Genomic DNA, 6,367 nt, shown 5'->3' on the forward strand with positions numbered 1-6,367 from the left:
TGATTCGCCGCCCCCACCTCCAATCTGTAATACTCTGCTCCGGTGGATCTTTCAGGAACCACCATGAGCGTCAACTCCATCGTGGATTTCATCCAGCAGAGCCACGTCGCTACGATTGGGACAATCTCCATTCTTACCGCCCCGATCCTTGCGGCTGTTACGTTGGCCAAGTTCCGTTTTTGCAACCTGCGGTTGGCTCAAGGCCGAACAAAGCGGTTACGTGCACTCGCACAAAGCACAACGCCGGCCCGATAAGCAGTTCGAAGGCGCGCACATCGCGCGGAGCATATTCGAGTACCTACGCTGCTTGACCGTTCAACATGGCAATCGCCTCAAACAGTAACTGAACCACTGCTTCCATATCGGCAGATTGCTGCATCCCTTGACCTGCAAGAAACATGATGGCCGAACGGATCGACGCAAAATTTTGCGCCAGCAGAATCAGATGCACGCCATTCGGCCCACGCACACCTGACAGCCAGTTTTGAACCGTGCGTTCGCTCGCATGTGTCATGCGCGCGAGCGTCTTGACAGCATGCCGAGATGTTCCGATCTCGCGTTTCAGCGCTACCTCGACTGCAACCGCGTATTCGCGAGCAGTGAGTCCTCGACCTGATTCGATCGGCAACTTCTTGCGTGTTTCCCGCAACATATTTCCGACCTCCGAAAGTATATTGGTTGTGATCGCAAGGTGACTACGACGAAATAGTACAAATTGAAAAGGCTGCGACTTCCAGTTGGATGGGGAATACGGTGACTCGTCGCGTACGAAAAAATCGAGCGGTAAATAGCAACGGCCGGGAGCGCGCCGCTGCCTATGTGCGTATGTCCACCGAACACCAGCAGTATTCGACGGAAAACCAGCGGGATGTGATCTTCGCGTTCGCGGCCGCGCGCAATCTTGAAATCGTCAAGATTTACGCCGATGAAGGGAAAAGCGGGCTACGGCTCGAAGGCCGTGATCAGTTGAAGGCACTGCTGCATGACGTGGAATCAGGACAAGCAGACTATTCTGTCGTCCTCGTGTACGACGTGAGCCGATGGGGCCGATTCCAGGACCCCGACGAAGCCGCCAGCTACGAGTTCGGGTGCAAGCGATCCGGCGTACGAGTGTTGTATTGCGCTGAGCAATTTGAAAACGACGGGAGTCCGGTTTCAAACATCATCAGGGATGTAAAACGGACCATGTCCGGCGAGTACAGCCGCGAGCTGAGTGTCAAAGTACATGCCGGCCAAATGAGGCTTATCCAGCTTGGCGTGCGGCAAGGTGGTCCGGCCGGCTATGGTCTGCGCCGCATGCTGATCGACCATACCGGTACTCGTAAGGCTGAACTGAAATTCGGCGAGCACAAGTCAATCCAGACCGACCGCGTGATCCTCGTACCCGGCCCGGTCGAAGAAACTGACACCGTGCGCTGGATATACAAGGCATTCGTGGAAGATGGGCTGACCGAATCGGAAATCGCGGCCTTGCTCAATCGCGAGGGCAAACTCACGGATCGCGGAACCGCTTGGACACGTGGCACGGTTCACCAGATCCTGATAAACGAAAAATACGTCGGTGATAATGTCTGGAATCGCACATCCTTCAAGCTCAAGGAAGAGCGGGTCAGAAATCCACCGGCGGCCTGGGCACGAGCAGAAGGCGCATTCGACGCCATCGTTGACCGGCTGATTTTCAACGCTGCACGCCAGATCATCCTCGCACGCTCTTACCGGCTCACCGACGAAGAAATGCTGGCTGCGTTACGCCGTGTACTGCTGCGACACGGCTACCTGTCCGGCATTGTGATCGACGAGACAACGGACTGCCCTTCGAGCAGCGCGTTCGCTGGTCGTTTCGGCAGCCTGATTCGTACATATACCTTAATTGGCTATACCCCGGATCGGGACTACCGTTATCTCGAAATCAATCGCCGTCTGCGCGAACTGCATCCGAGCATCGTTTCGGATGCAATGAACGCCATGACAGCCGCTGGAGCGCGAATAGATCGGAACTCGACAACCGATCTGCTGCGGGTCAACGGTGAATTCACGGTTTCGCTTGCCCTGTGCCGATGTCGCACGACCAATGCTGGCAGCAATCGCTGGCTTGTCCGGTTCGATACCGCGCTGAAGCCCGACATCACGATCGCCGTACGTATGGCCCCCGACGCGCAGTCGATCCGAGACTACTACCTGCTTCCAGCCATCGACGTCTGGTCAGAACAGCTGCGCCTCGGCGACTACAACGAACAGGGCTTCGACGCTTACCGCTACGACGACCTATCGATGCTCGTCTATCTCGGCCGCCGAGTGCCGCTACGTGGAGGCAGTCATGAATGGCAACCAAGATTCTAAACCTGGGCCGCCTTCGTCGTCGGAGAAGATATTGCTAATTCCGGCGGACCGGCTGCGCGTACTCAATCCGCGCACACGCAATCCCCTATTTTTTTCGCAACTGGTGGAGAACATCGCCGTGGTCGGATTGAAGCGGCCAATCAGCGTGGCGCTCGGCGGAAAAGACAAGGAGGGGGACTGGTACGAGGTTCTATGCGGGCAGGGACGCCTTGAAGCCCTGAAGCATTTGGGAGAGACCATGATTCCGTGCTGTATTTTCGATGCGCCGGAAGTTGATCGATTCCTGATTTCATTGACCGAGAACATCGCACGCCGGCGGCATACGACCGAAGAACTGCTGAGCGGCATCCAAGTGCTGCGCGCCAAAGGATACAGCGCAGAGCAGATTGCCCGAAAAATCAATCTCGACGCCGATTACATCAGTAGCATCCTGCACCTGCTCAACAACGGCGAACAGCGCCTTGTGCGTGCTGTCGAGAAACGAATTGTACCGATCTGGCTCGCCGTCGAAATCTCACGCGCATCGAGCGAAGATGTCCAGAAAGCGCTGCTGGAAGCCTACGAACAGGGCACGCTCAAGGGTGAACAACTGCTGCGCGTACGCAAACTGATTAGCAAGCGCGAGGCACTCGGGAAAGCGTACTACCCGAAACCCCGCTCCGGCCACGATGACAAACCCACGCCGCAGAAGCTACTGCGCATCTACAAGACGGAAGTGCGACGACAGAAACTCAATATCCAGAAGGCACGTATACAGGAAGAACGCCTGTTGCTCATTACGTCGGCTATGCGGCACTTCCTGTCCGACGAACACTTCCGCACCCTACTGCGCGCCGAACAGATCAGCGACATTCCCGAAGTCATTGCACGACGCATTCCAACCGAGATGCTGCCATGAGCGCGATAAGACATGGGTTCGAGCCAACCATGATCGAGGTGCCGCTCGACCATATTCACCCGCTGGTACCCATCCGAGCGAAGGTGCTCGAAACACCGAAGTTTCGGACAATCCTCAGTTCCATCCGTGAACTGGGTGTGATCGAGCCACTGGCCGTTCATCCGTCACAGAAAGGGGAAGGCCATTACGATCTGCTTGACGGTCGCCTGCGACTCGAAGCCCTGAAGCAGCTCGGACAAGCAACGGCCCGTTGCATGGTTTCGCTCGACGATGAGGGATTCACGTTCAACCGGCAGATCACCCGTATTGCATCTGTTCAAGAACATCGCATGATCCGTGCAGCGCTTGCCAAGGGTGCCTCGGAAGAGCGTATTGCCCAAGTTCTCGACATCGACGTGAAACGCGTCCGCGAGAAAGCTCACCTACTCGACGGTATTGCACCGGAGGCAGCCCGACTCCTGAAAGACCGACAGGTGATCCCCGCCGTATTTGGGGTGCTACGCAAGATGAAGCCGTTTCGCCAGATCGAAGCCGCCGAGATGATGATTGCCGCGAACAAATTCACGAAACCCTACGCGGAAATGATTCTCGTGACCACACGCTCCGATGCCCTGACGGACAAGGCCAAGCCAAAGAAGCGGGAGGAAATTTCACCCGAGGATATTTCGCGCATGGAAGCTGAGATGGAGCGCCTGCAACAGGACAGCATGGCAGTGGAAGACACCATCGGCGACACCATGTTATCGCTCGTCGTTGCAAAGGGGTTCATCGCTCGCTTGCTGCGCAACGAGAACATCCACGGTCATCTGAAGCGCTACCACGAAGACATGCTTTCCAGTGTCGTGACGACAATCGAAGCGATTGCCTCAGACAACAGAGCATCCGAGCGGGAATAGACTGTCTTACTCCTCTGCCGAGGTACAGCGGATTTCGCGACGCTTCCTGCGATTACTCGACAGCATGAATGCCTCGGACGTTCCGCTTGGGAATCTCATCAAACTGTCCGAACGAGCGAGGCTACCTCTACCTTCGCTTGGACGGTAACGGCTTGCTTCTCAACGCGGCCTGCGCATCGATCTTGCCACGCTTTCGCCCTCGTTTTATTGGCTTGTCCTTGGGTGGCAGGCTCGTCCAGAACGTATGGTCCCCATCGTCCTTCACAGAGCAAATGTAGAAGTCCGGCTTCGTAATGTACGCCGCGACACGTGTTTCTAGGTTGTGCCGCGTTTGCTCCTGGTGATACCGCACCGAACCAATTCCTCGCAGCTTCCCGTAGGATTGACTGTTGCAGTTGAAGTAGTTGCCTCGGCCCGTGGTGATGTTGGTCTTCCAGTGTTCTCCGAAAGCTCGAGCAATGTCCACGTCGCCATGCAGTTTGTCACCATTGACGAATACCAGCGCATGGAAATGCAACCCCATGTCGACCCCAAACTCCAGTTTGAGAGCGTCTCCCAAGTATGCCCCCTTCAGACGCTTGCAACGCTTCAGGAAGCGTCGAAACGCGATTCGATGACGACGAACTTCAGCGTAGCTGATCGAGGCCCTATGCGCCTTCATGTAGCTCAGATCCAGCCGAATGATTAAAAGGTGGTGATACCGGGCCTGTATCGCGCGAATGAGGGCGATCAATGACCGATAGTTCTCTGCTGCAGGACGCCAGTACCGCTTCAGCTGCTTGCGAAACACGTCACCGCGCCCTTCTTCTCGTATCCTCGTGACGATATTGTTCAGCCCCGCAACCACCGCCCTTCGCTCGTCATCGTTCAAGATCGGCAAGCAACCGATACGGTTACGCAGATCGAACACGGTATACACGCCCTGCGTTGCGTCCGATCGCTCATCGCGATAGAGATTCTTCCAGAATAGATCAACATACGGGTGCTGCCGTACGATCGGATGTTCCGCCAAGTTGCTTTCCAAGTCGATCTTCAAGCAATCCAAGAAGACTCCCCCGAGATCCTTCGAATCCACCTCAACGCTTTCCGGAAGCCACGGCAAGGCGCTTTCCACGCGCTTGATCGAGAACAACGGTCGTTGCGAGTCGATGACATCTTTCACGCATTTGGCAATACGTGACACCTCCCGCGATACAGTCCCAACCGCATCGCGATGTTCTTCTGGCCAGCGATCTTTCGCAGAGTACGTTGCAGCATTGAGCAACAGCTCCGCAACGTCCGCATCGCTGCGTCGTTCTATCAGCTTCGTCATCTGACCTACCTCTTGTGTTTTTTACATCCATCATCTGTGCGCCTGCTCATCGTCACTTGAGCGAGGGATGAATGCTGTGCCTTTGCTCCACCTAATGGGAAGAACTCCCATTGTGGATAGCATTGCTTAATACTTTCTTGCTCATACTTCCCTATGAGCCGTACCAGACATCTCTCCTGGTCTCTCTCTACGGGGCGCACTACACCTCTCTACGAGGTATAAGAAATGAACCGGAATTGCTTGATCAATCTCGCTCCGTCAACGCCGAGATTGCCTACTTCTATCATCGTTCCTGTGCCGGGTATTCGCGCATAGGATGTTGTGGTCGACTTGGTGTTTTCGATTCCATTGCGACAGCACATCACCGCCCCGTCGCGATGAACCAAACCGGTCGACTGAATCTCTGTCGCACAAGCTCGTCTCGATCAATTTTTCGCAGGTTTTCTTGTTAATTTTCCGAGTATTTTTCTCACGAAATTCTCAGGAGTTCGCGTCACAACGGTGCCCCCCTCCGGCAACGCCGCGGGCGAGGCGACCATTCCACCCGAAATCGACGAAATCAGCGCCCCAATAGAATCAATAGGTTAGGCGTTTTGGATACAGATTTTCTGGCCGGCCCGCTTACGGCTATCCGAAGCTACCCCGCCTTAGCTTCGCCTCTCGTCGGTCGACGCGGTGACCGCGCTTTGCGCTCACGCATGCCGAAATACTCGCCTGCGGGTTCGTTGCTCAAGCGCACCAGGGCACGGCGCATCGCTAGATAGCCGAGCGTTCTCTTGAGCCTGTCGCGTCGATCAGTGTCGTCGGCGCGGACCTCGCCGTGTACCCAGTCCCGGTCATACAAATCGCCCGTAGTGTCGGCTCGATAATAGCTGCCTCGCCCTTCGGTCACCCCCTCCACCCAATACGTTCCGATCAGGT

5 protein-coding genes and 1 pseudogene are annotated in these 6,367 nt (G+C 55.8%); 3 read left to right on the forward strand and 3 right to left on the reverse strand.

The window, feature by feature from the left end; translation table 11 throughout:
• Positions 1 to 298: 298 nt before the first annotated feature.
• Positions 299 to 652, reverse strand: a complete 354-nt coding sequence (locus ACM6JT_RS18055; protein ID WP_414856982.1) for a hypothetical protein — start codon at positions 650 to 652, stop codon at positions 299 to 301.
• 89 nt (positions 653 to 741) lie between these two features.
• Between ACM6JT_RS18055 and ACM6JT_RS18060 the strand changes: the two genes are divergently transcribed.
• The 3 genes from ACM6JT_RS18060 to ACM6JT_RS18070 are packed head-to-tail and all read left to right on the forward strand — an operon-like array spanning position 742 to position 4,134.
• The gene (locus ACM6JT_RS18060; protein ID WP_414856983.1) at positions 742 to 2,340 is read left to right on the forward strand and encodes a recombinase family protein; all 1,599 of its coding nucleotides are present in this window, start codon (positions 742 to 744) and stop codon (positions 2,338 to 2,340) included.
• Positions 2,318 to 3,238, forward strand: a complete 921-nt coding sequence (locus tag ACM6JT_RS18065; protein WP_414856984.1) for a ParB/RepB/Spo0J family partition protein — start codon at positions 2,318 to 2,320, stop codon at positions 3,236 to 3,238. The genes ACM6JT_RS18060 and ACM6JT_RS18065 overlap by 23 nt, the downstream gene beginning before the upstream one ends.
• Before the next feature lie 29 nt (positions 3,239 to 3,267).
• Positions 3,268 to 4,134, forward strand: coding sequence for a plasmid partitioning protein RepB C-terminal domain-containing protein (locus ACM6JT_RS18070; protein WP_414856985.1), 867 nt, complete (start codon positions 3,268 to 3,270; stop codon positions 4,132 to 4,134).
• A 127-nt stretch (positions 4,135 to 4,261) separates the two neighbouring features.
• On the opposite strand, the gene ACM6JT_RS18075 is transcribed toward ACM6JT_RS18070, so the two are convergent.
• Both ACM6JT_RS18075 and ACM6JT_RS18080 read right to left on the reverse strand, forming a co-directional pair.
• Entirely contained in the window at positions 4,262 to 5,446 is a 1,185-nt protein-coding gene (locus ACM6JT_RS18075; protein ID WP_414856986.1) for a hypothetical protein, read from the reverse strand.
• Positions 5,447 to 6,083: 637 nt separating this feature from the next.
• A pseudogene (locus ACM6JT_RS18080) lies at positions 6,084 to 6,367 on the reverse strand (hypothetical protein); the annotation flags it as partial.

The organism is Burkholderia sp. IT-111MI5 (assembly GCF_949752865.1).
Lineage (GTDB): Bacteria > Pseudomonadota > Gammaproteobacteria > Burkholderiales > Burkholderiaceae > Burkholderia > Burkholderia pyrrocinia_C.